Origin of the sequence: Rhizobium sp. WSM1274 (genome assembly GCF_025200775.1) — a bacterium.
GTDB classification, from domain to species: Bacteria; Pseudomonadota; Alphaproteobacteria; order Rhizobiales; family Rhizobiaceae; genus Rhizobium; species Rhizobium leguminosarum_I.
Window position 1 is genome coordinate 273,648 of sequence record NZ_CP104138.1, and the last position, 24,090, is coordinate 297,737.

The 24,090-nt window shown below is 60.0% G+C and carries 24 protein-coding genes; 17 read left to right on the forward strand and 7 right to left on the reverse strand.

Annotated elements, in window-relative coordinates:
• Positions 1-436 precede the first annotated feature (436 nt).
• From N2600_RS01375 to N2600_RS01385, 3 genes are all read left to right on the forward strand, one after another.
• On the forward strand, positions 437-1,522 hold the full coding sequence (locus N2600_RS01375; RefSeq protein ID WP_222386418.1) for a hypothetical protein: 1,086 nt from the start codon (positions 437-439) through the stop codon (positions 1,520-1,522).
• 792 nt (positions 1,523-2,314) lie between these two features.
• On the forward strand, positions 2,315-3,079 hold the full coding sequence (locus tag N2600_RS01380) for a LuxR C-terminal-related transcriptional regulator (protein WP_260110045.1): 765 nt from the start codon (positions 2,315-2,317) through the stop codon (positions 3,077-3,079).
• Between the two features lie 116 nt (positions 3,080-3,195).
• On the forward strand, positions 3,196-3,453 hold the full coding sequence (locus N2600_RS01385; protein ID WP_222280844.1) for a hypothetical protein: 258 nt from the start codon (positions 3,196-3,198) through the stop codon (positions 3,451-3,453).
• Positions 3,454-3,456: 3 nt separating this feature from the next.
• Here the strand turns inward: N2600_RS01385 and N2600_RS01390 are convergent, their stop codons facing one another.
• The 6 genes from N2600_RS01390 to N2600_RS01415 form a co-directional block, all read right to left on the reverse strand.
• On the reverse strand, positions 3,457-4,182 hold the full coding sequence (locus N2600_RS01390; protein WP_222386416.1) for an SDR family oxidoreductase: 726 nt from the start codon (positions 4,180-4,182) through the stop codon (positions 3,457-3,459).
• Between the two features lie 11 nt (positions 4,183-4,193).
• Positions 4,194-5,255 carry an ABC transporter ATP-binding protein gene (locus tag N2600_RS01395; RefSeq protein ID WP_017966965.1) on the reverse strand — a complete coding sequence of 354 codons (1,062 nt, stop codon included), beginning with the start codon at positions 5,253-5,255 and terminating at the stop codon, positions 4,194-4,196.
• Positions 5,256-5,315: 60 nt separating this feature from the next.
• The gene (locus tag N2600_RS01400) at positions 5,316-5,522 is read right to left on the reverse strand and encodes a DUF2160 family membrane protein (protein WP_222386415.1); all 207 of its coding nucleotides are present in this window, start codon (positions 5,520-5,522) and stop codon (positions 5,316-5,318) included.
• Positions 5,523-5,526: 4 nt separating this feature from the next.
• Positions 5,527-6,363 carry a carbohydrate ABC transporter permease gene (locus N2600_RS01405; RefSeq protein ID WP_017966967.1) on the reverse strand — a complete coding sequence of 279 codons (837 nt, stop codon included), beginning with the start codon at positions 6,361-6,363 and terminating at the stop codon, positions 5,527-5,529.
• A gap of 4 nt (positions 6,364-6,367) precedes the next feature.
• The gene (locus tag N2600_RS01410; protein ID WP_017966968.1) at positions 6,368-7,243 is read right to left on the reverse strand and encodes a carbohydrate ABC transporter permease; all 876 of its coding nucleotides are present in this window, start codon (positions 7,241-7,243) and stop codon (positions 6,368-6,370) included.
• Positions 7,244-7,339: 96 nt separating this feature from the next.
• The gene (locus N2600_RS01415; RefSeq protein WP_222386414.1) at positions 7,340-8,773 is read right to left on the reverse strand and encodes an extracellular solute-binding protein; all 1,434 of its coding nucleotides are present in this window, start codon (positions 8,771-8,773) and stop codon (positions 7,340-7,342) included.
• Between the two features lie 297 nt (positions 8,774-9,070).
• Between N2600_RS01415 and N2600_RS01420 the strand changes: the two genes are divergently transcribed.
• The 12 genes from N2600_RS01420 to N2600_RS01475 all read left to right on the forward strand — a co-directional run bounded on the left by N2600_RS01420 (position 9,071) and on the right by N2600_RS01475 (position 20,925).
• Entirely contained in the window at positions 9,071-9,955 is an 885-nt protein-coding gene (locus N2600_RS01420; RefSeq protein WP_162117864.1) for a sugar phosphate isomerase/epimerase family protein, read from the forward strand.
• A gap of 62 nt (positions 9,956-10,017) precedes the next feature.
• Positions 10,018-11,244 (forward strand): ROK family transcriptional regulator, encoded by a 1,227-nt coding sequence (locus N2600_RS01425; protein ID WP_260297755.1) that lies wholly within the window; start codon positions 10,018-10,020, stop codon positions 11,242-11,244.
• A gap of 30 nt (positions 11,245-11,274) precedes the next feature.
• Positions 11,275-12,252, forward strand: a complete 978-nt coding sequence (locus N2600_RS01430) for a tagatose kinase (protein ID WP_260297756.1) — start codon at positions 11,275-11,277, stop codon at positions 12,250-12,252.
• Positions 12,249-13,529 (forward strand): D-tagatose-bisphosphate aldolase, class II, non-catalytic subunit, encoded by a 1,281-nt coding sequence (locus N2600_RS01435; RefSeq protein WP_260297757.1) that lies wholly within the window; start codon positions 12,249-12,251, stop codon positions 13,527-13,529. The genes N2600_RS01430 and N2600_RS01435 overlap by 4 nt, the downstream gene beginning before the upstream one ends.
• Before the next feature lie 30 nt (positions 13,530-13,559).
• Positions 13,560-14,285 (forward strand): SDR family oxidoreductase, encoded by a 726-nt coding sequence (locus tag N2600_RS01440; protein WP_260297758.1) that lies wholly within the window; start codon positions 13,560-13,562, stop codon positions 14,283-14,285.
• 11 nt (positions 14,286-14,296) lie between these two features.
• A complete protein-coding gene (locus N2600_RS01445; RefSeq protein WP_260297759.1) occupies positions 14,297-15,070 on the forward strand; it encodes an SDR family NAD(P)-dependent oxidoreductase in 774 nt (257 codons plus the stop codon).
• A gap of 106 nt (positions 15,071-15,176) precedes the next feature.
• Positions 15,177-16,001: a class I fructose-bisphosphate aldolase gene (locus tag N2600_RS01450; RefSeq protein WP_017966976.1), complete on the forward strand. Its 825-nt coding sequence runs from the start codon at positions 15,177-15,179 to the stop codon at positions 15,999-16,001.
• A gap of 22 nt (positions 16,002-16,023) precedes the next feature.
• Positions 16,024-17,178, forward strand: a complete 1,155-nt coding sequence (locus N2600_RS01455; RefSeq protein ID WP_162117858.1) for a Gfo/Idh/MocA family protein — start codon at positions 16,024-16,026, stop codon at positions 17,176-17,178.
• Entirely contained in the window at positions 17,178-17,849 is a 672-nt protein-coding gene (locus tag N2600_RS01460) for a D-lyxose/D-mannose family sugar isomerase (protein ID WP_162117857.1), read from the forward strand. Before N2600_RS01455 ends, N2600_RS01460 begins: the two co-directional genes overlap by 1 nt.
• A complete protein-coding gene (locus N2600_RS01465; RefSeq protein WP_260297760.1) occupies positions 17,849-18,907 on the forward strand; it encodes a carbohydrate kinase family protein in 1,059 nt (352 codons plus the stop codon). The genes N2600_RS01460 and N2600_RS01465 overlap by 1 nt, the downstream gene beginning before the upstream one ends.
• A gap of 135 nt (positions 18,908-19,042) precedes the next feature.
• Positions 19,043-19,831, forward strand: a complete 789-nt coding sequence (locus tag N2600_RS01470; protein ID WP_260297761.1) for an L-iditol 2-dehydrogenase — start codon at positions 19,043-19,045, stop codon at positions 19,829-19,831.
• An 83-nt stretch (positions 19,832-19,914) separates the two neighbouring features.
• The gene (locus N2600_RS01475; RefSeq protein ID WP_260298866.1) at positions 19,915-20,925 is read left to right on the forward strand and encodes a zinc-dependent alcohol dehydrogenase family protein; all 1,011 of its coding nucleotides are present in this window, start codon (positions 19,915-19,917) and stop codon (positions 20,923-20,925) included.
• Here the strand turns inward: N2600_RS01475 and N2600_RS01480 are convergent.
• Positions 20,922-21,953, reverse strand: coding sequence for a LacI family DNA-binding transcriptional regulator (locus N2600_RS01480; RefSeq protein WP_162117853.1), 1,032 nt, complete (start codon positions 21,951-21,953; stop codon positions 20,922-20,924). The two genes, N2600_RS01475 and N2600_RS01480, sit on opposite strands and share 4 nt — an antisense overlap.
• A 248-nt stretch (positions 21,954-22,201) precedes the next feature.
• On the opposite strand from N2600_RS01480, the gene N2600_RS01485 reads away from it, so the two are divergent.
• Together N2600_RS01485 and N2600_RS01490 are read left to right on the forward strand one after the other, a co-directional pair.
• Positions 22,202-22,852 (forward strand): lipase family alpha/beta hydrolase, encoded by a 651-nt coding sequence (locus N2600_RS01485; protein ID WP_260297762.1) that lies wholly within the window; start codon positions 22,202-22,204, stop codon positions 22,850-22,852.
• A gap of 74 nt (positions 22,853-22,926) precedes the next feature.
• Entirely contained in the window at positions 22,927-24,072 is a 1,146-nt protein-coding gene (locus N2600_RS01490; protein ID WP_260297763.1) for a right-handed parallel beta-helix repeat-containing protein, read from the forward strand.
• The last annotated feature ends 18 nt before the right edge of the window (positions 24,073-24,090 follow it).

The window sequence follows — 24,090 nt, forward strand, 5'->3', positions numbered from 1 at the left end:
TTTTTACGGCGTCCCACTACGACGTGCGTTCCGGCATATCGCCGCAGTCAATACGACCGCGGACGAATATTGCCCGCGATTTAAACTTCGAACTACCTAGATATTCGGGGACATTCCTTCGGATGTATTTTTGATATAGCCGAGCGTTATTTGATTGGTGTTGGCGATTTGGCGCAGGGTGGCATGTCATGATCAAGCCTTCGACCTCGCCGAAGCGACGCCGGGGCCTCTGATCCAAAGGCCGATTGCGTGCTTGCAACTCGCACAAGGGATGCTGCGGTCATGACGGCCAAATGGCTACAGAACTAGCCGATGGGATGTAGACGAATTGCAGGCTCTGCTTTTCTGACGTTCAGAGGCACAATGCCTGAACAATTCAGGCTGCATGGCGCCGCACGCTCGGGGGACATGCGGTTGACCGTGGATGGAGACGGTAATGGCGGAAACTCGTTCCTTATTGGACCTGCCCAAGGCGGGCACCGATCAACACCTCGCCTCCAATGTGGCCGCGGGGCATCTGGCGCTGGTGCCGACTTGGCTTCCATTGGATGTCGCTTCCGGTCCGAGCCATAATTCAGCCGGCAGCGGTGGTGACGGGATAAGCGAAGGCGTGATCAGCAGCAACGCGCTGGCCGTCTTCATGCCGTCCAATGCCGCCATTGCGGGACCTCATTCGGGTGCCGACGCCTTCCAGGGCAGTGATGCGCTCATCAATCAGCATCCCACCGAAATGGCTGGGATAGGCGGAAATGGCGGAAGCGGCAATGTTGCCGTCGGCAGCGGCGATGGCGCCAATCATGCCGGCACCGGCGGCAATGGGCTCTTCTACGGTGGACTCGTCAGCACCGAAGTCGCGCTGTTTGCCCCCGTCAATACCGCCGTGGCTGCGGGCCCTGGCGCGGAGGCTCACGCCGAGCAATCGAACAACGCCCTGTTCCTGCAGGGCGCAACCCAGATCGGCGGCATGGGGGGCTCGGGCGGAGATCATAACGTCGCGAGCCATGGCCCGTCGATGAGCCCTGGAACTGCGCTCACATTGACCGGCGACTATTATGCAGGCCACGGCGGCGATGGATATTTCGTCGGCACTATGGTCGACGTGAGTATCGCCATCTTCTCGCCGATCAACATCGCCATCGGCGCCGCGGGCGGCTCGGCGGAGGCCCATCAGACAAACAATGTCATTTTCGATCAAGGCGCTGTGCAGATCGCAGGCATCGGCGGCAATGGCGGTGGCTTCAACCTGTCGTCAGACACGATTTTCACCGGCAACCATGCGGGCGGCGGTGGCGGCGTAGGATCGTCGGCCGGCAGCATGGTCGATGTCAATTTCGGCTATTTCCATCCCATCAACATTGCCGTTCCGGCTGGCGGGACGGCGGACGCCCAACAGATCGACCATGTTCTCTATGACCAACATGCGCTCCAGTTGGCCGGCATCGCGGGTCACGGCGGAGAAGGCAACCTCACCGACGCCCATTCGGCTCTCGTAGACGACATTCTGGCCTTCATGCATAGCTAGAGCAGGATGATTTTAAGCCGGGTCGCCGAAACCGCTCACACGGCATCATTCTCCAGGGGACAGAATCCCGGCTTGCATTGCAGAGGCTCAACTGCACGAAACCGTTCTTCGTGCGATCTTTCAAGCCATGTGTTGAATTGTTTCCTCCGCCCGGCATTCGGCTCCTTGGGCCGACATGGCACTGAGCGGCGGGCTCACTGAGATCCCGAACATTCCACAATGACCTCATCCGCATTGTCGCCGATTTCGGCCGCCAGCGGCCGTGACCTCCGGCCGCTATCGGTCGGTGCCGGCGCAGTGCTGCCTGCGGCAGAACAATGCTAACTGGTATTAATGCGTCACTAGAGCACGATTTTACTAATCATAACGGGTAGTCAGCGATCCCAGGCTTTTGCTGCTTTTCGCGTTTGTCGTCTTGTTGTCGGGTCTGCGACTGCTTTGAATTGAGACATGGAAACAAAGCCGAGCCGATCGGCAGCTCGTTATATCCACTGGCGCTTTCCGAAATGGGTCTGTAGCAGATCGATTGGCTTTTCAATGCCTTTGAAAGCTTTGTTGACCCGCTTGCCATACGTGAATTCGGCGAAGGCTGGAAAGTCTGCAGCGACAAGTCGAACCAGCAGGACGTCATGAAAAATCTCTTAACTGTTCTCTGCAAGCCCAGTTATCTATCGTTGATATCTTATAGACTATAAGAATTATCATGCGAGATCAGACTATTAATATCTGAAATACACTCACTTTTTATCATGACATGTAATGAGAACAGGAATAATATGAATAGCTGTTGCGTTGCAAATATTCGTGGGGAGCACGCAAGTGTCCGACATTAATGGAACTAGGCGCCGTATGGGGCGCAATGCACCAACTGTGATCATCGTCGAGCATTCTACATTGGCGCGCACCACCGTGGTGAAGCTTCTGGAGCGTGAACTCGGCGGATGGAACGTTATAGATTTGATCTCGACTGAGAGTCTCGATAGTGCTCTTGGAACTGAGGTGCGTTTGATTGTATTGGGTCTGGCCGGCAGAAGTGTTGAGAGCACCAGCCTGCGTGATGATCTCGCGGCGATTGCCGCGCGTTTTCCTGAGGCTCCTGTCACGTTGCTCTCAGGTACGGATGACGCCATCATAGCCCGTCAAGCACTCAAGATGGGCATCCGCGGCTTTTTCTCGACCTCACTTCCCGTTGACATTGCTCTTGCCGGTCTTCGTCTCGTTCTGGCAGGAGGAACATTTTTCCCGCAGCTATTGGGAGCTGTTACAGCAGGCGCAAGCGAGCATATTCCGGTCAGAAATGAGGCCGAAAAGAGCTTGGATGACAGGACGCAGTACTTGGCGATTGCTGATTTCACTCCCCGGGAAGCGGATGTCCTCGCAGAGCTGCAATGCGGCTGTTCAAATAAGGTCATTGCAGGAAAACTCAATTTGTCGGGGCATACGGTGAAGATGCATCTGCAACACATCATGCGCAAGTTACAGGCGCAGAACCGCACTGAAGTGGTTGCCCGCTTGATTCAAAGAGCCGCCAGCGAGCCTGACGCCTCGCCGAGTTAGGCGGCGTCGCCAGTACTGGCGTATCGGCGGGTGTTCGTTTCAACTTGTCTCATATCGTGATGCCATGATCGGAACCGCGAGTCCGGCCGCCCGTTACCCTTTGAGGAACGGAGGACATGGACATGCGCAAGAGAAAAGCCATCGTCGAGGCGGCGCTCGAGTCCGAGTACGAGCGCCAGGCGCTCGGGATCATGAATACGGAGCAAGCTCTGAAGCTTGAGGATGCTGATGGTCTTGTTTTCAGCCATCCGGATAAAGAGGCCGGCGTGACGGATCACTTTGTTGATCAGGATGAACTGCGCCGATTGGTGCGGCGGTCAACGTCGCCGCTTCCGGTGTTGCAATCGCCGGGCCGCACTGCACGTTCGTCCTGAGCCTCAAGCAATCATGTAACCGCCGTCCACCGGCATCGAGATGCCGTTCACCATGGCAGCCTCATCGGACAGCAGGAAAAGAACAACCTCGGCAATGTCTGCCGGCTCCGCGAAGCGACCAGCCGGAATTCGCTTCATCATCCCCGCGGCCTTCTCGGGATCGCTCCACGCCTTCACCGCCATCGGCGTCAACGTCACCGTTGGGTGGACGCCGTTCGCGCGGATGCCGTGCGGCGCGAGCTCCTTGGCCATGACCCGCGTCAAGCCATCCAACCCACCCTTCGATGCACAATAGGCAGCGTGGTCGGGGATGCCGACGAAGGATGCGACCGACGAGACGTTGACGATGGCACCTGGACGGCCCTCCTTGATCAGCGAGCGGGCATATTCCTGGGCGACGATCATCGGAGCACGCGTGTTGACCGCGACGAGACGGTCGAAGGCTTCGACGGTTGTCTCGAGAAACGGCTGAAGCTCGGTCGTGCCGGCGCAGTTGACAAGGAAATCTGCGGGAAGGGCAGCGATGACAGCCTCTCTGGTCGCATCGGCGTCGGCGAGATCGACCTGGATTGCCCGGCAGCCGAATTCCCCTCGCAGCGCGTCGACGTCGGCGGCACTGCGGGTCAGGGCGACGATATACGCACCCCGTCCGGCGAGCATCCTTACAATTTCGCGTCCGATGCCTTTTCCGGCGCCGGTCACGATCACCGTCTTACCTTTGAACTCCATGGGGCGTCCTCCTATAGTCTCTGGCCTGTTTCCCGATCGAAGATATGCGCACGTCGGGGATCGATATGGAAGTACATCGTCCGTCCGGGATCGACCTCGATACGCTCGCGGATCAGGGCGTCGATCGGCACGCCTCCCGTCCGGCCGAAGATCAATGTTTCCGAACCCGTCGGCTCGAACACCGACACCTCCACCGGAACGCCTTCTTCGCCGATCGTGATGTGTTCCGGTCGGATGCCGTAGGTAACGGCTCTTCCTTCATCCGCATTTGTGTCTGCCATCGGAAGGGCGATGCCCTGGTCGGTGACGACGATCTTCCTGCCGTCGCGGATGGCTATGCGGCCCTGGAGGAAGTTCATCGATGGGCTGCCGATGAAGCCGGCGACGAAGAGGTTGACCGGGAAGTCGTAAAGATCGAGAGGCTTGCCGATCTGCTCGACCCTGCCGTCGCGCATCACCACGATCTTGTTGGCCATCGTCATCGCTTCGATCTGATCGTGCGTGACGTAAACCGTGGTGGTCTTCAGTCGCTGGTGAAGCTCCTTGATTTCGACGCGCATGGTGACGCGGAGTTTGGCGTCGAGGTTCGACAACGGTTCGTCGAACAGGAAGACTTGCGGATCGCGAACGATGGCACGGCCCATTGCCACGCGTTGACGCTGGCCGCCCGATAGTTGCTTCGGATAGCGGTCGAGATAGGGCGTCAGGTCGAGGATCTCGGCTGCCCTGCCGACCTTCTCGTCGATCTCCGCTTTCGGTCGCTTGGCCATCTTCAGCGGAAAGCCCATATTCTCGGCGACCGTCTTGTGGGGATAGAGCGCGTAGCTCTGAAACACCATCGCGATGTCACGCTCCTTCGGGGGAGCGTTGGTGACGACACGGCTGCCGATCCGGATGTCTCCGCTGCTGACCGTCTCCAGCCCGGCGATCATCCGGAGCAGGGTGGATTTGCCGCAACCGGATGGACCGACCAGCACGACGAATTCGCCGTCCTCGATGTCGACGCTGACGCCATGCATGACCTGAAGAGAGCCATATTTCTTGGTGACGTCGCTAACCTGTACGTTTGCCAATGTCGTTCCCCCTAAAGCAGCGCGGCTTGTGACTTGATGTCGTTGACAGAATTCATCGGCTCATCCCTTCCAGACGACGTAGGCGCCAAGGACTGCCGAGATCGCCGCCGCGAACCATACGGAAAGGCCGATGGGTTCAATGAACCGCATCCAGAACAGCGAGAGCGCGACCCAGATGACGACTGAGATGAAGAGCCGGTCGAACCAGTTCGTTTCGATCGGCAGAAACCCCGGCTTGCGTTCGTTATTTCCTGATTGAGACGTCATCGTTTCATCCTTTCACGGCACCGAAGGTCAGGCCGGCGACGATGTGACGCTGCACCACCGAAAAGACGATGAGCGCCGGAACCAATGTCAGCATGGAGATCGCGGCCATGATGCCCCAGGCCGTGCCCGTGGTCGTCACATATTCCGACAAGCCGGTGGTCAGAGTCCGCGCATGGAAGTTGGTGAGCGTCGCCGCCAGCAGGTATTCGTTCCACGCAAACACCCAGGTCAGGATCAGCGTCACCGCAAGTCCGGGCCGTGCCAAAGGAAAGATGATGTCATAGAGGACGGTCCATGGGCTCGCGCCGTCCATATAGGCCGCCTCGTCCAACTCCTTCGGAATGCCGTCCACGGTCGGGCGCAGGGTCCAGATGGCGAAGGGGAGGTTGAAAGAGCAATAAACCAGGATCATGCCCAGCTTGGAATCGGCGAGCGAGAAGTCGCCGATCCTGTAGACCTGCGTCAAAAGCAGGAAAAGCGGCAGCAGGAAGACCGCCGGCGGCGCCATGCGGTTGGTGATCGTCCAGAAGAAGATGCTTTCCTTGCCGGCGAGGTCGAAGCGCGTCAGGGCGTAGCAGGCAAGGAAGCCGAGCGTGGTGACGAGCAGCGCGTTGCCTGACGAAATGATCAGCGAGTTGAGCATGTAGCCGCGCAAGGTCGGATTGGTCAGCACGTCCTGATAATTCTTCCAGAAGAAGCTCCTGAGAATGACATCGGGCGTCGAGAACAGGTCGAAGGGCTGTTTCACCGATATGACGAAGAGCCAGTAGATCGGGAAAAGGGTGATGAAGCTTATCAAGGTCCACAGGAGGGCTGGAAGCCAGGGATTTTTGGTCTTCATCGATTCAACCTCTCTTCACGCGGGGTGCAATCAGGCCGACGTAGAGCAGCCAGCAGACGACGATGGTGAGATAGAGGACGATGACGGAGATCGCCGAACCGTAGCCGTAATTCGTCTTGGGAAAGACTTCCCTGAAGATATGGACACCGATGTAGCGCGTCGATGAACCCGGACCGCCTCCGGTCAGCATCAGGACTTCGTCGACGGTGCGCAGCGCGTCCATGAGCCTGATGAACACGGTGGCCAGCATGGCCGGCCGGATCAAGGGGAGCGTGATGTGCCAGAAGATCTGGCTCTTGCCGGCGCCGTCGATCTGCGCCTGCTCGAACGGGTCTGATGGAAGCGAGACGAGTGCGGCGATCAGCGAGAGGGTGACGAGCGGCGTCCAGTGCCAGATGTCCATGATGACAGTGACCGTGAAGGCCGCAACGGCGCTCTGGCCAATATTCAGATCGTAGCCGAACCAGCTTCTGAGAAGATAGGGAATGATGCCGATGGACGGGGTGGTCATCAGCTTCCAGACTGAGCCGACGATGATCGGCGCCATGATCAGCGGTAGAGTATGGATCGTGCGAAACACTGCCTTTCCGGGAAAGTCCTTGAGCAGCGCCTGGGCGAGGATGTAGCCGAGGACCAGTTCCGACACGACCGCGAAGAAGACGAATGCCAGGGTGATGCCGAGCGATGCCAGAAACTGCGGGTCGAAGACGAGCCGCCGATAGTTCTCAGCCCAGTTGAAAATCATGCCCGGATTGGCCGCGAACGGGTTCCATGAATGGAAAGAGACCCAGAGGACGTAGATGAAAGGAAAGATCCCGAACAATCCGAGGATCACTATGGTCGGTGACAGCAACAGCCACCCGAGCTTCTGCGAATGCATCGCCTGTCCCCCATTGAACACTAAGTGGATGTCCGCTCCATCTGGAACGGAAGATGACGGGTCGCCGGAGCGACCCGTCAAGTTGGGGAGGATGTCTTATTTGCGATAGCCGAGCGAGGTGAGCTCCTCTTCGGCCTTGGCCGCCATCTGATCGAGGCCTTCATCGGGCCCGATCTTGCCGGTCAGGATGTCATAGAAGATAGGCGCGGTCGCTTCACGTACCTGCGCATGGAAGGGGTAGGGAGGAGCGCCGGCGAAGAGCTTGCCCTCGTCCTTCAGCATTGTGTAGAAGCCGCCGAGCTTGACGTCCATCTCCTTCACCTTCGGATCGTCGAACGTCGCCGTATTGGTGATGCGCGGTGCGGCGATCGCCCAATCGGGCTGCACGTCGTTTTGGCCGATGAATTCGAGGAAGAGCAGCGAGGCTTCCTTGTTCTTGGACGTGACCGGCACGCCGAAGGCGCCGCCGTCGTAGTAGCCGATATAGCCCTTTCCGGCTTTCGCGTCGTCCAGCACGCCCGGCTCGAGCGGCGGCAGAGCAAACCCGACCTGGCCGACCACCTTCGACTGCGCTGGATCGCTTGCGATCCAGGCGGCATTCTCACCGTAGATCAGCCCCTGGGCGACACGGCCGGCGGCGAAGGTCGTTGCTGTTTCCGTCCAGGTTGACTGCGTCGATTCCGGAGGAGCAATGTCGCGCAGGTGCAGCCAGTACTTCAACGCGGCCTTCGCCTTGTCGCTGTTCATCGCGCCGCCATGTTCGACCGTCGCCGCATAGTTGTTCTTGGCGTCGATGCCCCAATTGTAGACGCCGAAGGTCGGCACGATGGACTCGAAGAATTCATACCAGGACGCCGGATGGCCTGTATGTGCCTGGGCGGTCGTGCCCCAGAGCTCCATGCCGTTATCCTTGCCGTACTTCGTGAAGAATTCGGCGATCTGGGTGTATTCCGCGTGTGTGGTGGCCGGCTTCAAGTCCTTGCCGGTTTCCTTCTTGAAGGCTTCCTTGATCTTCGGATCTTCGAAGAGGTCCTTGCGATAGAGATAGGTCTTCAGGAAGGCTTCCATCGGAACGCCGAAGAGATCGCCGCTCGCGTCCTTGAAGTAGTTGGCAAAGCTGGTGAAGTTCGCATCGTCGTAGGTCGGCGCCTTCAGATCAGCCTGGTCTTTCAGCGTCTTGGTGATGTCGACGAGGAAATTCCTGGCGAGATAGGAATAGATGATGTCCTGCTCGATATAGACCATGTCATAGATGCCGGTCTTGGCTTCCATGTCCTTGATGGCCTTGTCATACATCTGATCCCAGGACGTCGTCTCGATGTCGACCTTGATGCCGGTCTTCTTTTCGAATTCCGGAGCGAGCACGTTCTTGATGTAGTTCGATGGCGGGGTGCTTTCGGTGACGCCGTGCAGCGTCACGCCTTTGAATTTGGCGCCGGCGTCGGACCAGAAGTCAGCCCAGGCAGGCGAAGCAGTGGCGGCGAGGCTGAGCGTCAGCGCAAGCGCGCTAGCCTTCAAAGCATAATTCATTTTCAATCCTCCCAAATTGCAGCGAGATCATTTCGCCGGTCCTTTGTGTAGGCCAAAAAAACTGGCAGCGCAACATTTGTTGTCTAAACATGCAAATCACGGGTCTATCCCATTGATTTTTGCAGAAACTAATTTCTCGTATAGAGTGGAATGTAACGGCGAGAAGCTTAAAATATTGCATTGCAAGGTCATTTCGCAAAGCAGCAAAAAAATTTCAACCAAAATTATTTGTTGTCTTGCCAAACTAAATGGCATAGCACTGTGCGCAGCCAAAGGCATTTTTTGGAGGAAAAGGCTATGCGTCGATTGGGTATCCATTCATTTGTATGGACAGGCGGCCAAACGCAGGAAGGGCTGGAGATGGCCCTCAACAAGACGGCCGAACACGGATATCGCACCATCGAATTTGCCTATCTGCGCCCCGAGAAATTCAATCTGGATCGACTGGCAAAGCTTGCGCAGTCGCTTGATGTCGAGATTGGCGTGACGATGGGTCTGCCGCTCGACAAGGACGTATCGAGCGAGGATACCTCTGCGGTATCCGCTGGCAAGCAGACGCTGGCCGACGCCGTTCGTGCGGTCCGCGATATCGGCGGCAACAAGCTCGGCGGGATTCTCTATTCCGCGCACACCAAATACAATCGCCAGCCGACGAAGAAGGGCTGGGATAACAGCGTCGCCGCGATCGCCGCGACCGCCGAAGTCGCGAGACAAGCGAACGTCGACCTGGTCCTGGAGGTTGTCAACCGGTTCGAGACGAACCTGCTGAACACGGCGGCGCAGGGGCTGAAGTTCATCGCCGAGACGGGATCGGAACATGTTCGTCTCCACCTCGACACGTTCCATATGAACATCGAGGAAGCCAATCCGGCGGCGGCGATCCGCCTGGCCGGCGACAAGATCGGCTACTTCCACATCGGCGAGAGCAATCGCGGCTATCTCGGCGACGGCGTCATCAACTTCGAACTGATCTTCGACGCTCTGCTCGACATCGACTACATCGGCGACATCGTATTCGAGAGCTTCTCGACGACGGTCGTCGACGAAGGCCTGTCGCTCGCCTGCGCGATCTGGCGCGACACCTGGGAGGATAATGATCCGCTTGCGGCGCACGCGAAGCGCTACATCGAGCTGAAATATGACGAGGCCAAGCGTCGCCGCGCCACAAACGCGCGGCCCTGATTATCCTTCTGACAGCCTGTTCCAGTCGTGTAAGGGTTGGGCGACTTGAAGGGAATTGAAATATGAACGACACCGTCTCCATCGGAAGTTCGCCGCGCAGGATCCGGCAGAACAATATCGTCGCCGCCTTGCAGACGATCTATGCTCACCGAAGCCTCAGCCGCGCGGATCTCGCCCGGAAGCTCGGGATGAATCGCTCATCCTCGGGAGAGATCGTCGCCGAACTGACGGAAGGCGGGTTCGTTCAGGAGTCGGACGAGAGCGGCAGGCAGCGCCTGGAACATTCCCGTGCCGGGCGCCCGGGCATCATGCTCGAACTGGTCCCCGATGCGGCATTCTTCGTCGGGATAGAGATTGGCGTCGAGCATATCTCGGCGGCAGTTATCGATCTCTCCGCCGACGTCCGGGCATGTCGGAAGATGGCGTTCGACAGCATGTCTTCGACGGTGGAGGAGGCCGTGGCGCAGGGCGTCGAGCTGATTGTCAGTGCGATGGAAAAGAGGATGATCGGGCGGTGCAAAGGTCTCGGCATATCGGCGCCGGCCCACATCCGGCCCGACGGAATTGTCACCCTCGCACCCATCATCGGCTGGCGAGAGGTGTCGTTGAAGGAGATTGGCCAATCCGCCTTCCTGGCCGCCTTCCCGGCCGCCGTCCCGATCGCGGTTGAAAACGATGCCAACGCATTTGCGATCGGTGACAGCTATCGTCACGGCGCCGCAGGCGTGACCCTGTTCCTGCTGATGGAAACGGGCGTCGGCGGCGGCATCATGATCGATGGCAAGCTGTTCCGGGGCGGCCACGGCCTGGCGGGAGAAATCGGCCACACCCTGGTGCCGGGGAGCGGCGGTCAGAAGTTTGAACAACTGATCGGTCGCGAGGTGCTCATCAGGCAGTATCGTGAGGTTGTCGGCCGAGAGGACGCGGATCTGCAGGATTTCCTCAGCGGTGTTCGCGACCGTGTCCCAGCTGCCGTCAATATCGCCGAAACCTGGTCGCGCCATCTCGCATACGCATTGCTGCAGGCCTGTCGCCTGCTCGACCCCGACAGGATCGTGCTGGGTGGCTCCGTGGCATCCCTCTACCCGATGGTGGCCGCCCGCGTGGCGGTTCACATGTCGGAGGGGCAGAACATCCCTTTTCCCACGCCGGAGGTCGTCGTGGATGGTGATGCGGAGTTCGGTTCCGCCTTCGGGGCGGCATGCATGTTGCACCAGCGCTTTCTGTCATTGGAGAGCGAGGAGTTCGGCAGCGAAGACGGTGCGCCGGTCCAGGCACCGACGAGTTGACGACAAGAACGATCGAAAGCAGGATTGCAAATGGCTACAGTACTGGCTCCGGACGCGCTTGGTCCCACGGTTTGCGTAGGGGAGATCCTCGTCGAGATCGTCGCCACGACGGTCGGAGACGGGTTTCTCGAAGCGCAGCCGCTTGTCGGTCCGTTTGCGAGCGGAGCGCCGGCGATCTTCATCTCGCAGTGCGGCCGCCTCGGCGGCAAGGCCGCCATGGTGGGCGCCGTCGGCGATGACGATTTCGGTCGTGTCAATACGGATCGCCTCAAACGCGACGGCGTCGATATTTCGACGATCTCGATCGATCCGGATTATCCCACAGGAAGCGCCTTTGTCCGCTACCGCAGGGATGGCTCCCGGGATTTCGTCTACAACATCGCCACATCGGCAGCTGCGCGCTTCGGCTGGTCTCAAACGGTCGGCGACCTCATCAATCGGAGCGGTCATGTTCACGTGATGGGCTCGGCTCTCTCGGTTCGCAGTGCGCGTGAGGTGATCCACCAGGCGGTCGACATCGTCAAGGCCCGCGGGGGAACGCTCTCGGTGGATCCGAACATTCGCAAGGAATTGAAGCTGGACAAGGACACCGAGCGCCGGTTTTCCAAGCTTATCGCCGCCGCCGATCTGCTTCTGCCGTCCGGAGAGGAGCTTGAGCGCGCCGCAGGTGTCGAAGGCGAGGCAGAAGCGATCCGCCGCTTGTTCGAGATGGGCGTCAAGGAGATCGTGCTGAAGCGCGGAGCCGAAGGCGCGACCTATTTCGGCAGGCAAGGAGATCGCATCGACGCACCGGCATTCGTCGTTCAAGAGGTCGACCCCACCGGCGCCGGCGACTGCTTCGGCGGTGCCTATCTCACCTGCCGGCGGCTCGGAATGTCTCCGCAGCAATCTCTGACCTATGCCTCGGCCGCCGGCGCCCGTAACGTGACGGTCCTGGGTCCGATGGAGGGCGCCGGCACCCGTCAGGAACTCGATGCATTTATCGCTTCAACGGAAAGGCGCCCATGATGCAGGTGCATCTCAACGACCTGGCCAAGCTGAGGATGGAGGGCCGCCCCAAAGGCGTGACCTCCGTATGCTCCGCCCACCCAATCGTGCTTCGGGCCGCACTCCGACACGGGCGGCAACATGAGAGCACCGTCCTGATCGAAGCGACCTGCAACCAGGTCAACCACCTCGGCGGCTACACCGGGATGACGCCAAACGACTTCGCGTCCCTCGTCGGCAAAATAGCCGTCGAAGAGGGGTGCCCCGAAAAACTCATCATTCTCGGCGGCGATCACCTCGGCCCCAATCCTTGGCGCGACCGCCCGGTGGAAGAGGCCATGGCCGAGGCGGAGAAGATGGTTGCCGCCTATGTCGAGGCCGGATTCCGCAAGATTCACCTCGATGCCTCGATGGGCTGCAAGGGCGAGCCGGTGGCGCTCGATGACGAAACCACCGCCCATCGCGCCGCCCGGCTTGCGGCGGTCGCCGAGGTCTCGGCGAAGAGGGCCGGCGGCGCAATGCCGGTTTATGTCATCGGCACCGAAGTGCCGCCGCCAGGCGGGGCCGATCATGCCCTGACAACCATCGAACCAACGGCTGCCGCGGCGGCGTTGAAGACGATCGAAGTCCACCGCCGGATCTTTGCGGAGGCCGGACTCGGCCAGGCGTTTGAAAGAGCCATCGGGCTGGTCGTGCAGCCGGGCGTCGAGTTCGGCAATCAGAATGTCGTCCTTTACGACCGGAGCAAGATAGACGCGCTGAAATCGGTGCTCACCGACGAGCCGCAATTCGTCTTCGAGGCGCACTCGACGGACTATCAGGGAGCCCGGCCGTTGACCGCGCTGGTGGAGGACGGGTTTCCCATTCTGAAGGTCGGTCCCGAGCTGACCTTCGTCCTGCGCGAAGCGCTCTATGCGCTGGATGTGATCGCTTCGGATCTTTTGCCCGATTACGGCCAGCGTCCGCTTTATCAGGCGATGGAAGCGCTGATGGTCGACCAGCCAGGCAACTGGAGACGCCACTACGACGGCACAAACGCCGAGATGCGCTGGCTGCGGCACTATTCGCTGTCTGACCGTATCCGCTATTATTGGGCGTCGGCTGAAGCGCAAGAAGCCGTCCGACGCTTGTGCGAGGCCCTTCGAGGGCAAATCGTACCGCTGCCCTTGCTGTGGCAACACATGCCGGCGGCACAGGATTTCGCAGATGCGCCGCTCGATCCGGAACAGGTTTTGATCTGGAGAGTGACGAAGAGTCTCTCGGACTATCACGCCGCCTGCGGCGTCGGGAAGAATTGACAATCAGGATCAAGACAGGAGGAGAAAACGATGAACGAATTGAACGGGAAGATCGCGGCGGTCACGGGTGCTGCGTCCGGAATAGGATTGGCTTCGACGGAGGCAATGCTTGCCGCTGGCGCGATGGTCGTGCTGGTCGACCGCGATGAGAAGGCCCTTGAGACGGTTTGTGCCCGGCTTGGCGAACGCGCTATTCCGTTGGTGGTCAACTTGCTGGATCCGCACCAGTGCGCGGGGCTGCTCGAGGGCATCCTGTCGAAGGCCGGCAAGCTCGACATCCTGCATGCCAATGCAGGCACCTATATCGGCGGCGACCTGATGGAAACCGATCTCGATACCATCGATCGAATGCTCAATCTCAACGTCAATGTCGTCATCAAGAACGTTCGAAACGTCATTCCGCACATGATCGAACGTGGCACCGGCGACATTGTCGTCACCAGTTCCGTCGCCGGACATTCGGCGATTCCATGGGAACCGGTCTATTCGTCGTCGAAATGGGCGATGACCTGCTTCGTCCAAACGATGCGACGCCAGCTTCTGAAAAACGGCATTCGTGTGGGATCGGTTTCTCCCGGGCCGGTGATCAGCGCTTTGCTTGCGGATTGGCCGGAGGAAAACCTTCGCAAGGCCAAGGAGGCCGGAGCCTTGATCGAGCCCAAGGAAGTCGCCGACGCGATCATCTTCATGCTGACCCGGCCGCGCAACGTTACCATCCGCGATATCGTCGTGCTTCCCAGCGCCTTTGACATTTGAGGAGAGGTGAGATGAGCTACCAGCAGAAATTTCGCGTTGACAGTGAACGGGCAGTGGTCACGGGCGGAGGGCGTGCGATCGGGCTCTGCTGCGCCGAGGCGCTGGCCGAAGCGGGCGCCGCTGTCGTTGTCATCGAACGCAGTGAGAGCGACGCTGAGCAAGCGCTTGCTCTCCGGGATAGAGGCTACGACGTCGAAGTCCGGGTCGGCGACGTCACCGACGCGGCCCGAATGGAGGCGATCGCAACCGAGCTTGCCGATGGCGGGCGGCCGGCGACGATCCTGGTGAACAATGCCGGAATTGGCCAGAACGGCATCCCGGCGCAGGATCTCACCGACGCCGATTGGCTGCGCATGATGGACGTCAATCTCAATGGCGTCTTCTGGTGCTCGCGCGCCTTCGGTCGTCCGATGATTTCGATGAAACGCGGCGCCATCGTCAACCTCGGCTCGATGTCGGGGCACATCTGCAACCGGCCCCAGCCTCAGACCGCCTATAACGTTTCCAAGGCGGCGGTCCATCACCTCACGCGCTCGTTGGCCGCCGAGTGGGCGCATCACGGCATCAGGGTAAACGCCGTCGCACCCACCTACATCGAGACGCCGATGGTGGTGGCCGTCGAAGCCAATCGCGAGCGTATCCCGCTTTGGCTCGCCGACACGCCGATGGGAAGAATGGGAACGCCGGAGGAGGTTGCCAGCGCGGTCCTCTTCCTTGCGTCAGGCGCCTCCAGCCTCATGACCGGGGCGATCGTCAACGTCGATGCAGGATTCACCTGTTGGTAGTCCTTCCAGGACGAGGCGGCATGGAAACGTTTCCACATTTTCTTGACTCGCCATCTTGCTCCGTTTATTCGAATGTGGAAACGTTACCATATCTGGGAGGAATTCGATGAAATCCGCGCGATTGAACCGACTTTTCGGCGTGTCTGGAAATTGTTTTGACGTGGCCATCGATCACGGCATGTTCAATGAACGAACCTTCCTCGCCGGCATCGAGAACATGAAGACCGCCATCGAGGTGATCGCGCAAGCGGCGCCGGATGCCATTCAGCTGCCGCCGGGCACGGCACCCCTTCTGCAGGCGATCCCCGGCAAGCAGCGTCCGGCACTGGTGCTGCGCACCGACATCGCCAACATCTATGGCAATCCCCTGCCGTCTCAGCTGTTTTCCGAAATGATTGACAGGGCGGTGGAGCAGGGCGTCGCATTGGATGCTGCTTGTGTCGTCGTCAATCTTTTGATGCTTCCGGACCAGCCGGAAGTCTATCGCGCCTGCGTGCGCAATGTGAACAGCCTGAAACGTGAATGCGAGATCTACGGCATGCCGCTGATGGTCGAGCCGCTCGTCATGCAGGACAATTCCAAGGGCGCCTACATGGTCGATGGCGCGATCGACAAGATCTTGCCGCTGGTGCGCCAGGCGGCTGAACTTGGCGCCGATATCATCAAGGCCGACCCCTGCGACAATGTCGAGGAATATCACCGCGTGGTCGAGATCGCCCAAGGTCTGCCGGTGCTCGTGCGCGGCGGCGGCCGCGTTTCGGATCAGGAAATCCTGATCCGCACCAGAGAGTTGATGGAGCAGGGCGCCCGTGGCATCGTCTATGGCCGCAACGTTATCCAGCATCACAATCCCGCCGGCATGACGCGGGCCTTGATGGCCATCGTCCATGACAAGGCTTCCGTCGAGCAAGCTTCGCTGCATATTGGCTGATGCGCGTCTGGGAGGAGATGTCATGACGAAAATATTCCGCTTCGGCGTCATCGGCTGCGGTCTGATGGGACGCGAGTTTGCGAGCGCTGCGGCGCGCTGGCTGCATCTGGCCGATGTGAAAGCGCGACCGGAAATCGTCGCCGTCTGTGATACCAACGCGACGCTGCTCGACTGGTTCAGGGATCATGTGCCGACTGTTCGCCAGTTCACCGCTGACTATAAGGAGCTTCTGGCCAATCCCGAGGTCGATGCGGTCTATTGCGCCGTCCCGCATGTGCTGCACCAGCAATTCTACATCGACATCCTGAAGGCCGGAAAACATCTTCTCGGTGAAAAGCCCTTCGGCATGGACGCCGCGCAGAACCGGGAGATGATGGCGGTTCTCGCCGAGCATCCGGAACTTCTGGTCCGCTGCTCGTCGGAAATGCCTTTCTTCCCCGGCGCGCAGAAGGTCATCGCGCTCGCAAAAAGCGGCGAGATGGGGGATATAATCGAAGTCGAGGCGGGTTTCCTGCACTCTTCGGATATCGACCGGCAGAAGCCGATCAACTGGAAGCGCATGGCCGATATCAATGGCGACTACGGCTGCATGGGTGATCTCGGCATGCATGTGCTGCACGTGCCGCTGCGTCTCGGCTGGCGCCCGACGACCCTGCATGCACAATTGGTCAAAAAGGTCACCGAACGTCCTGACGGCAAGGGCGGCATGTTGCCCTGCACCACCTGGGACAATGCCACGATCAGCAGCCGCGTGCGCACCGGGGATCAGGATTTCCCGATGGTGCTGAAAACCTGGCGCATCGCGCCCGGCGAATCCAACACCTGGTACCTAAGAGTTCTCGGCATGAAGAAAAGCGCGTTCTTCAGCACGAAGTCGCCGCGCCAATGGCAGTGGATGGACTATAATGGCGGAGCGCAGGCTTGGAGTACCGAGGATCTGGGTTATGGCTCGCTATTTCCGGCCATAACAGGCAAGATCTTCGAATTCGGTTTTGCCGACGCCATACAGCAGATGTGGGCGGCCTTCGTCGATGAGCTTGCCGGCGGCAATGCCAACGGTTTCGGCTGCGCGACGCCGGCCGAGGCGCAGGCGCATCACGCAGTCCTGACGGCAGCTCTCAAATCCGGTCGCGAGGACGTCGTGGTGCCGGTCGAGTATGACGGGGCGTCAGCCTGATGCAGCGCTCCGAGATCAACGCCGCGTTGCTGCGGGCAACCGAGAGCCTCGAGCGCTGGCACTGGTCCCTGCCGGCATGGGGTTCCTGGACGGCGGCGGATTTTGCCGCTCATCCCGAGGCATCAGCCTATTTGCGCGCCCATCAGCTGGGTTGGGATGTCACCGATTTCGGCTCGAACCGGTTTGCCGAATGCGGTCTCGTGCTGTTTAGCCTGCGCAATGGCATCGTCGATGTCTTGGGTGAACGGACCTATGCCGAAAAGCTGCTCTTCGTTGGCGAAGGGCAGGTCACGCCGACCCACCGTCATGCGGCGAAGATGGAAGACATCATCAATCGCGCCGGCGGCGATCTCGTCATCGAATTCGCCGCAACCGATGCCGATGGCAATGTGCTGGCGGAGGATCTAACGGTGCCGGTAGACGGGCTGGCGCACCGGCTCGCTGCATGGGAACCGCTGGTTCTCCAGCCTGGGCAGAGCGTGACGATCCGCACCGGGCTCTACCACCGCTTCTACGGCAGGAAAGAGGGCGGACCTGTGCTTGTCGGCGAGGTCAGTCAGGTCAACGACGACAACAGCGACAATTTCTTTCTGGAGCCGATCGCACGCTTCGCCGCGATCGAGGAAGACGAGCCGCCGCTGAGACCCTTGTGGAACGAAGGAGTCAACTGATGCGAGCCGGGGAGGAGGTTTGCGATCGCGACGGTCAGAAGCATGGCGGCATCGTCTGCGCGGGAAACTTCATTGTCGATCGCGTCCACACCCTGTCCTATTGGCCCGAACAGGGCAATCTCGCGCATATCCTGCACCAGGATCTGGGCGTGGGGGGCGGGGCGGCCAATGTCGTCACCGATCTGACCTCGCTTGGGTTTCCCGGAAAGCTGGCGGCGGCGGGATGCATCGGCGCTGATCAGGACGGCGAAATCGTCAAGGCCCGCCTGGCAGTTGCCGGCGTCGATGTCGGTGGGCTGATCGCGCTTGCCGACCGGGTGACGGCGCATACGCATGTCATGAATGTGCCCGGTCAGAACCGGACCTTCTTCTATCATGGCGGCGCCAACGATGCCGTCACGGACGAGCTTGTCTCACCCGCAGCCTTCGCCAAGGCCGGCTATCGGCTGTTCTATCTCGGTTATCTCATGCTGTTGCCGGGTCTCGACGGCATTGGTCCCGACGGTCGTTCGGGAGCGTCGCGCCTGCTGGAAGCGGCGCGCCGCGCCGGGCTTACGACCTGTGTGGATTTCGTATCGAGCGAAGACCCGGAATTTGCGAAGAAGGTCGGTGTCGCTCTGCCCTTCTGCGATTATCTGATCATCAACGAGATGGAGGCGGGGCGGGCAACCGGCGTTATCGTTCGCGATGCGAGGGGAGATTTGATCGAGGCGGGGCTTTTGGAAGCGGGCGAGCGCCTGCTTGCGGCTGGTGTCGCCAAGGGCGCGATCATCCATGCACCGGAAACCTGCTTCTGGTTTGCATCAGGCGCTTCCACGATCATCACGCGTTCACGACCTGTCGATCCCGATGACATCGTCAGTACCGTCGGCGCAGGAGACGCCTTCTGCGCCGCCGTGCTCTACGGCCTGCATGAGAACTGGCCGGTCGAGCATATCTGCGCCGTCGCCCATGCCGCAGCTGCGCGTTGCCTCAAGGGGGCGACGGCCACCGATGGCATCCCCGACATGTCCGTCCTTTTTCGCGAGGCGAAGGAGACGAACCCGCAATCCGCTTAGCCCATTGGCGTCGCCTCAGGAGGGCGGCTCCGATTATCGTTCAGTCAAAAAGGGAGGAGCAAACATGAAGCTATTCGTTACGGCAGCCGCACACAGCACCTTTGCCGATCTAGGCGCAAACATGGAGGCAGTGCGATGACATATGCGGAAACGGCGCGGCTCTCCGGCAAGGTGGCATTGGTCACGGGAGGAGCGAGCGGCATCGGCAAGGCGGTCTGCGAACGGTTCGCCGCCGAAGGCGCGAGGGTTGTCGTGGCGGACCTCGACGGTGAACGATGCGCACGGGTGGCCGAAGCGATCGGCCCGCATGCCTGGGGTGTGGCGCTTGACGTGACCAGCCAGGACAGCATCGAAGAAGCTGTCCGCTTCACCATATCAACCGCCGGCAAGATCGACATCCTGGTCAATGCTGCAGGCATTTACGACGTCGAGTCCATTCTGGAAATATCCCGAGAGCGCACCGCAAGGGTATTTCAGGTCAATATCGAAGGGCTGATCTTCATGACGCAGGCCGTTGCCCGACACATGGTGGAGAGAGGGGAAGGTGGACGCATCATCAACTTCTCGTCCCAGGCTGGCCGTCGGGGCGAAGGACCGGCTGTGGCTTACTGCGCTTCCAAGGCGGCCGTCATCAGCATCACGCAAAGCTGCGCTTTGGAGCTGATCCGTTGCGGCATCAACGTCAACGCCATCGCTCCCGGCGTCGTCGATACGCCGATGTGGGACGTCGTCGATGCAAAACTCGGCAGCCGGGAAGGTTTGAAACCCGGTGACGTCAAGCGCCGCGTGGCGGCCGCTGTCCCCGCCGGACGATTCGGCGCGCCCCACGAACAAGCTGCCATGGCGGCCTTCCTGGCCGGGCCCGATGCAGCGTACATCGTGGCGCAGTGCTACAATGTCGACGGCGGCAATGTCATGAGCTGAGTGCTTGAGCCGTGCCCGGGATGGTCGATGCCAAGGGGGCGGACGTGTCATCAGCACAATCACTTGAGTTTTGGAGGAGTGAAATGAGGGCTGTACGCTTGGAGTCGATCGGGTCATTGACCATGCGCAGCGTCGAGAAACCGGTTGCCGGGCCGGGCGAGCTGCTTGTCCGGGTCGCCGTGGCCGGCATCTGCGGTTCCGATCGCCACATGTACAAGGGCGAGTATCCGACGGCGATCCCCGTGACGCTCGGCCACGAATTCTGCGGCATCGTCGAAAGGATCGGCGATGGGGTGACACGGTTTACCGGCGGCGAGTTCGTGACGGTCGACCCGAATATTGCCTGCGGCACCTGTCGGGCTTGCAGGCAGGCGCGGCCGAACTTGTGCGAGAGCTTGACCGCCATCGGGGTGACGCGGGATGGCGGCTTTGCCGAATATGTGGCGGTGCCGCAGGCCCAGGCCTTCATACTGCCGGCTGACCTCGACCCCGTTCACGGCGCCTTCAGTGAACCGCTGGCCTGCTGTATCCACGCCATCGACAAGGCAAGGATCCGTCCGGGCGACAGCGTTGCTATCCTCGGCGGGGGCGTGATCGGCCTGCTCATGGTGCAACTGGCCCGCCTGGCTGGGGCAGGCGAGATCATTTTGATTACGCGCCAGCTATCCAGACGCCAAACCGCTTTGCGCCTGGGAGCCACGCACGCCTTCGAACCGGCCGCTTCGGATACAATCGCTTCTGTTCGGGAGGTCACCAAAGGCGGCGCAGACGTGGTCATCGAGTGCGCCGGCGTCAGCGACACGCTGCAAAGCGGTCTGAACATGGCGCGGCGCGGTGGCACCTTCGTGCTTTTCGGGGTGACGCCGGCAGGTGTCGAGGTGCCGGTTCTGCCCTTCGATCTGCTGGTAAACGAAGTCGATATCAGGCCGGCCTACCTCAACCCCTTCACCCATTCGCGCGCTGCGGCAATGGTCGCGAGCGGGGCGTTGGAACTGGATGCATTGGTCACCAAAACCATAAGCCTCGATGAGGTCGCCGACGTGGTGGGCAACGCGCCATTGCCGGGCGAGATCAAGGTCATCGTCCGGCCCTAGCTTGGCCGCGTCCTGCGAACAGTGCCGGTGGAATCGCGCTCGATCAGCGTGACCGGCACTTTTACGATCGCGCCTTGCCGAGATTCGTACCCTGTTTGGTGCTCTTCGATCAGCGCTTCCAGCAGCTGTGCTGCCTGCCGTCCGACATCGCGGATCGGCTGCGCGACCGTTGTCAGCCGTGGAAAGACGTAGGCAGCCTCCGGCAGATCGTCGAAGCCCACGACCGAATAGTCGCCCGGAACGGAAAACCCGCGATCCTGGATGGCATGGATTGCGGCAATCGCCGAAACGTCGGTCGTGCCGATGATCGCGGTGACCTCAGGTCGAGAGGCCAGCAGCTCCCGCGCCAGCCGGTAGGTCTCTGCAAAGCTGTGCTCTTCCGCCATCGCCACGGTGGCAGGCGCGATCGCATTTTTCGCCATCTCCGCCGTGATGCCCTGAAGGCGAAGCTGGATCGGCTGACTGTGGGCCGGCGCGCCGACGATGGCGATTGCCCGGTGGCCGAGGCCCATCAGATGGCGCGCCATCAGCCGTCCACCTTCCTCGTGATCGGCCATGACAGCGTCGTCAGCGATGCCGTTCAGCTCGCGGTCAATGGCGATGATCGGAATGCCAGCGTCCCGCAGCACCCCGAAATGCTCGATGCTGCCGAAGGCGCTTGCCACGATGACGCCGTCGATGCGCTGGGCGAGCAGCATGGAGATGTAGCGCACCTCATGGTCCATGTTTTCCGCCGTGCTGCAGATCAGCGTCTGATAGCCGTGCTGGAACAGTTCCTGTTCGATCGCATGGGCGAGGATGCCGAAGAAAGGCACCTCGATCGACGGCAGCATCAGTCCGATCATCCGGCTTGGTGCACCGCGCAGCATACGGGCACCCTTGCTGGGCGTGTAGTTCAGCGTTCGGATGGCCGCCTCGACCCGCTCCCTGAGCTCTGGCGAGGCATAACCGCTGTTGTTGAGCACGCGCGAGACCGAAGAGACTGACGTTCCTGCAAGCTTAGCGATATGTCGGATGCTGGTCGTCACGTACACGCATTTCTTTCTCTACAGCGCCGGCGTCTTTAAGACGCGCATAGGAGGCTAGCACAGGAGCGGTCGAACATTCATCAGAAGGACTGCTGAAGTTCACCTTCATTTCAGCATCCACTAGATCACTAGCGGGACGCCGCATCAAGCGCGCCGCTATTCGAGAACGCCGGCTGTCGTGACAAGCTTCACCGTGAGAGCTAGAAGGATAGGCGCCTGATCGATAGCAGCCCGTTGAGCGGATACTGATGAACGACACAGTTCTCCTGTTTCACGGAATTGCCCGGACGAAGAAAAGCATGGCGAAGCTCGCCGGCTTCCTGTCGGCCCACGGGTATCGGGTTGTGAACGTCGGTTACCCCTCCACCAAGTTTTCGATCAGCGACCTCGTCGACATCATCCGACCTGAGATCGACGGCGCTGCGAAGGAGGCAGGCGACGACCGGGTCCATTTCGTCGGTTATTCGATGGGCGGGCTGATTGTCCGCGCTTTTCTCAGGAACTATCGCCCAGCCAACCTGGGGAGAGTTGTGATGGTCGGAACGCCGAACAGCGGCAGTCAGATTGCCGATTTCCTCAAGAACTGGCCCTTGTTCAGGAAGGTCTATGGACCGGCAGGACAGCAGCTAATTACCGATCAAACCGCGATGACGGAGCTGTTTGGCACTGTGGATTATGAACTTGGCATCATCGCCGGGAATCGGACCATCGACCCGGTCTCCTCCCTTATCATCGGCCTCAGGGTTCCGAATGATGGAAAGGTTTCGGTGGAGAGCACCCGTCTCGACGGCGCGTCGGCGCATATCGTCATTCCGGCAAACCACACTTTCTTACCCGTCAACAAGACGATGTGGAGCCAGACACTGTCGTTTTTGCGAGATGGGCGGTTTACAAGCTGAATATCCACATATTCAAACATCCGCCACATGCCCTCTGCTTAATTCCCCGCGGCACCGGTATCGAAGGAAATGCAATGACCGCCATCCTGCGAAAGAAAGTTCACGGCGCGTCTACACGCGGACAGGTCATCGATGGTGCGCCCGATGTCGGCGTCGCCTATCAGGTGTTTTCCGATACGGTGATCGAAGACGTTATCGTCAAGAATTCTCCTCGAGGCTTCAAATTTCACAATGGCAAGAATCTCACCGTCAGGCGCTGTGAAACGGAGAATGTAAACGGCGACGGCATCTACCTGACAAAGACGACGCACGTGTTGCTGGAGAATAATCGCATCGGCGCGGCGCCGGGCGAGGGAGCAGACTGCTGCCAGTTCGCCTATCAAAACAGCGACGACAATATCAGCTCCGATATCGTGATCCGCGGCAATCTCTTTCTGCAGTCGCCGGCGAGCGCATCGAACAAGGGCGCGCTGGTCTGCGACAGAACTCGCAAATACCTGGTCGAATACAATTTCATCGGCGGCAAGAATTTCTCCTTTTCGTCGATTGGGGATGACGCCGTGGTGCGCAGCAATATCATGCGCGATGGCAGGATGAATGATTATTCCTTCGGCTACGGCATCGGCGACAAGGCGGACCACGCCGGGCATCACGTTTACGACAACTGGATCGAAAACACCAATCGTGGCGTCAGCCTGAGCGGCTTTTCGGATCAGGAGCTGGCATTTCGCAAAGACATCGATATCCACGACAACGTCATCAGCCAATGCGACATCGCCTTCTTCGCCAATCGACCGTGGTCCGGCAGCTTTCGGCGCAACATATTCCTGCGGTGCGAACAGGACATCGTTCTCGAGAGAAACGGCAGAGCGACTGCGGGTGATATCGATGGCAACTATCGCAACGATGGCAGCTTTCTGAATGTCACCCCGCCGCCACTTCGCTTGAAGCCTGACGGCAAGGCTTCCGTTGCCTCCGGCGAGTGGACATCCGAGCCCGACGAAATCCGCATCCAGTGGCGTGACAAGGGGATCGACATTCCAGGTGCCAATCGGCCTTCCATTACGGTTGAGCCTGGCACGGAATTGTCATGCGTCTTGCTGGCCCGCAAGGCGCAGAACTGGATGCTGGCGATCGCTGAGACTGCCTATGACGACTTCACGCCGCGCGCATGGCAAGAACATAGGCTGCATTGGCAGAAGCGCTATCTCTCGATTTAAGCGGTGTGACCGGTGACC